This window comes from uncultured Succiniclasticum sp. (genome assembly GCF_902793885.1).
Lineage (GTDB): Bacteria > Bacillota > Negativicutes > Acidaminococcales > Acidaminococcaceae > Succiniclasticum.
The window spans coordinates 1-4,380 of the sequence record NZ_CADBFF010000051.1; the positions used below are offsets into that span (position 1 = coordinate 1).

A 4,380-nucleotide genomic window follows, 5' to 3' on the forward strand; every position below is an offset into this window, starting at 1 on the left:
CCAAATTATGTGTTTGGTAGTAGTTCTGCAATTAACATTGGCGGTGTGCAATTCAGTGCAACGACAGATCCGATGAATAAATCTATGACGCTGCTGAAAAATGTGAATGGTGTTGTGGCGACAAAAGTTTCCGGCACTCCTTCCTTTACGATTGCTCTTGACCAGATAAACACGAAACTGGATGCAAGTGCTTCCGGTTCGGCAGGTGTGAGCAGCAGCGATGTCACCTACACCGTGAGCGGAGTGGCCATTAATAAAGTGAACATTAAGAGTGTAGGCAGTACGGCAGATACGGTTCCGGATAACTGGACGTTGGCAAAAGATTCTTCTGATAATGTAATCGCTAAGGTGGAAACGGATAACATGACGAAGCCTTCCAATCTGAGCCCCGGTGAAACGAAGGTAATTATCACTGCGACTGGCACAGATTATTTCAGTGGTGTTGAAGTGAAGGGCGGTTATGCGTGGACGTCGGGCGGCGCACTTACTACAGACCTTGAAGCCGGCGGTGTAACGATTGCCGGTACCCAGACCAAATGCGGCGTGAAGGTAAACGAAGCTAATAAGAACCAGCTTATTTACGAAGAGACGAAGAAAAAACTGACCAGCATTACGCTGGGAGAAGTAACCTTTGCAAAGGATGGAACGGCCCGTGCCTTTGACAAAACGTATGACGCAACTTCCGCGACGATCAACGCAAATAACCTGAAGTTTACGGAAGCAAGCCGTGCAAAAATGGAAACTGGCAACACCATGACGATGGTAGATGCAACTGCGGCGCTTAAAAATGCAAATGATGAAACGCTTGCACAGTTTAACGGCGGCGCAGATAAAACATACAGCATTGCTTTCAACGATACGGTTACAGGGAAAAATTTAACCTTAGCCGGTACGCATACGGATACGCTGAGCCAGGCAGATGATACCGCAACGTCTACGAAAAAATCAAAACTGATTTACACCGTTGGCGATAAGTTAGTAAGCAGCGCAACACTGACCGGGGACATTGCGTGGAATGATGGCGGTACCCATTATACAAATGGCAGTGATGCAAACCAGAATGGAACGAAAGCAACTTACAAATTTGATGGGAACTCTGCTGTGGATATTTCCGGCGTCGCGTTCAGTGCGACTTCAGATCCGCTGGCAGGTTCGACAAAATCCATGACGCTGTTGAAAGATGTGAATGGTGTTGTGGCGACAAAAGTTTCCGGCACTCCTTCCTTTACGGTTGCTCTTGACCAGACGAACACGAAGCTGGATGCCAACGCAACGGGTACTTCCGGCGTTAGCACTAACGACGTGACCTTTACTGTAAGTGGTGTAACGTTAAACAAGATTACGGTGAAGGGTGTGGGGAATACGGCGGAAACGGTTCCGACGGGTTGGAATTTGGCAAGCGGCGCCACGGTAGAAACGGACGGTTTTCGTGTTTCGGATCCTTCCGGTTTGAACCCCGGTGAGACGAAGGCATTATTACCGCGACCGGCACAGATTATTTCAATGGAATCAAACTGAACGGCAGCCATGTCTGGAATGTGGACGGCAGCCCGCTGACCTCAGACCTTGAAGTCGGCGGTGTAACGATTGCCGGTACCCAGACCAAAGGCGGCGTGAAGGTAGACGAAGCCAACAAGAGCCAGCTAATTTACGAAGAGTCAAAGAAAAATGTGACGAGCATCACACTGGGAGAAGTTACCTTTGCAAAGAACGGAACGGCTCGTGCCTTTGACAAAACGTACGACACAACGGGCGCGAACATCAATGCAAATAACCTGAAGTTCACGGAAGCGAGCCGCGCGTTAATGACCAGCGGCAGTTCCATGACCATCGTGGATGCGAGTGCGGCGATTAAGAATGCCGGCGGAAATGCGCTGCCGTCTTTCGCAGCCAAAAATTACGATTCAACCTTTACCGACTCTGTTACCGATCAATTAACACTGACCGGTACCCGGAGGGATACGCTGGCCCAGGATGCGGCACAGACGAAGCTGACTTACACCGTGGGCGACCGGGTAGTAAGCAAGGCGTCTATGAGCGGAGAGATTGCCTGGCAGAGTGGCGACACGCATTACGCCAATACGTCGTACACCTTTAACAGCAGTACGGCTGTTGATATTGCAAATGTGAAGTTTACGGCTACGGATGATCCGCTGAACACCTCCATGACGCTGATCGGAAATGCGGCAGGCGTGACTGCCGGTAATGTTTCCGGTTCGCCGGACTTTACGGTAGCGCTGAAGAATACCACTATTACAGCAACAGCGACAGGCAATGCGTCCATGGATGCCGGTGATCTGAAATACACGGTGACCGGCGTGACGTTGGATTCGGTTTCGGTGAACGGCGTTGGAAGCGATGCGATACCGGCTGGCTGGGGTACTGTTTCTAATGTACAGATTGATACAGACAACATGACGGTTCCTGCAGACGCAACCTATGGCAGTCCGCAGGTCATTATGACGGCAAGCAGTGCAATTTTTACGGATGATAATATTACCGGTACCAAAAAGTTTGGAGCCAACCCGGCCCGATTCACTGACGAAGACAATACGGATGCTGTGGTGATAGTTGGTAAACAGAATGCAGGTGTCAAAGCCAGCGCAGACGGCAAGAGCCTGTTATATGAAGTGGGTAAGAAGGAAGCTTCTTCCGTTACCTTGGCGAAAGTTGACTGGGCCAAAGGGGCAACTGTCTTTGATGGCAGCAGTGAGGAATATGATTACTCCGGCATACAGTCTCTTGGCACGGATAGTTTTGACGTGGCGTACAGTGCACCGGAAATGGTGGCGGCGGGTGACAACATGACGCTGCTGCAGGCCAATGCCACGCTGAAAGATATGGCAGCGGAAACCAGATCCGCTTCGTACAGCTTTGCACCGGTAAGCGGCGTGACCATTGACGCGGCGGTTACCGGAAGCCTGGAGGCAAAAGGCGGGAACGTAACCTATACGGCAACCGCTAATCAGGCCGGCAAGCTGACCTTCACCAATGTGGACTGGAAAGACAGCGGCGCGCTGATGACACGTCCGTCTAACATCACGTTCGCGGGCGCGGATGTGGACACGGCGAAGATTAATTTCCAAAACATGAAGGAACTGGACGCGAACAAAGAGATGACGCTGGTCTCCGATTTCGGCGATAGTGTGGGAACCATTACCGGTACAAAGTACACGGTGGGCGCCGGTATAGAAGGCGAAGGCGCGGCATCCCTATCCGGCAGCGACCTGGTTTTCACAACAAAGACAGAGGCCAGAGATTTGGCGGCCCAGGAGCAGACCCACAATACGCTGATGGTGATGGAAGCGGGCATGGCTGTGCTGGCGGCAGGCAACGAGCATGTGGGCCAGGCGATGGCAGAACTTGCGAATCCGCAGAATGCGGGTTTAGACGGAACCGTTACCGCAGCTTCCCTGGGCGGCAGTAAGTCCAGATACAAGACCGGCAGTCATGTGGACTCCAACAGCTGGAACGTGGCAGTGGCGGTAGGCTCCAAACGGGAGTTAACGAAGGGCTCGCTGGAGTGGGGCGTCTTCGGTGAATACGGCAAGTCTAATTACACACTGCACAGCGATGCGGGCCGGGGCGACGGCGATTCCCATTATGCCGGCGGCGGTCTGATGGCAAAATGGACCAACAAACACGATGTATACACAGAGGCCAGCGTGCGCCTGGGCCGTTTGAGCGACACCGCCAGCAACCTGTTGCGGGATGCGGCGGGTAATGGTTACGGCTACGACGTGCACGCCAATTATTTCGGCGCCCATGTGGGCATTGGCAAGATCATCCACTACAAAGGTGGAAAGAGCCTCGACGTGTACGGGAAGTATTTCTATACCAAACGCGATGGCGTGGACTTTGCATCGGGTGGCAACAACTACAGCCTGGACAGCGTGGCCAGCAGCATTTTGCGTGTCGGCGCCCGGTACGGAACCACGGACAAGAAGTGGAACTGGTACGGCGGCCTTGCGTACGAGTATGAGTTCGACGGCAAGTCCGAGGGCACGGTGGATGGTGTAGGGATTCGTGCGGCCGGCATTAAGGGCGGCAGCGTCCGGGGCGAGATCGGCATGCGCATGAACGCTACGAAGACGAACCCGTGGCAGACGGATATCAGCATCTACGGGTACGGCGGCAAGCACCGGGGCTTCGGCGGCAGCGTGAACGTGGCGTATATGTTCTAAAGGAAGTTTTGGCAAAACAAGAACACTGCTTAAAACCGGGAATTAATGTTATACAGTAAAAAATGAAGAAAGAGGAGTGGGTGATTCCCGCTCCTCATTTTTGTCTCTATGAAAACCTCGCCATAGTGGCGAGGTTCCGTGGAGCTTTAGCGGTGAGTGTGGAAGGAAACAAAAAAATCCTAACGTGTTAGAATGT

The 4,380-nt window shown here is 52.4% G+C and carries 2 protein-coding genes; both read left to right on the top strand.

Annotated features, from left to right (window positions below; genetic code table 11):
• Positions 1-1,518, top strand: a 1,518-nt coding sequence (locus QZV31_RS12840) for a hypothetical protein (RefSeq protein WP_295361395.1), incomplete at its 5' end; no start/stop codon positions are given.
• Between the two features lie 20 nt (positions 1,519-1,538).
• On the top strand, positions 1,539-4,184 hold the full coding sequence (locus tag QZV31_RS12845; protein ID WP_295361397.1) for an autotransporter outer membrane beta-barrel domain-containing protein: 2,646 nt from the start codon (positions 1,539-1,541) through the stop codon (positions 4,182-4,184).
• Positions 4,185-4,380 lie beyond the last annotated feature (196 nt).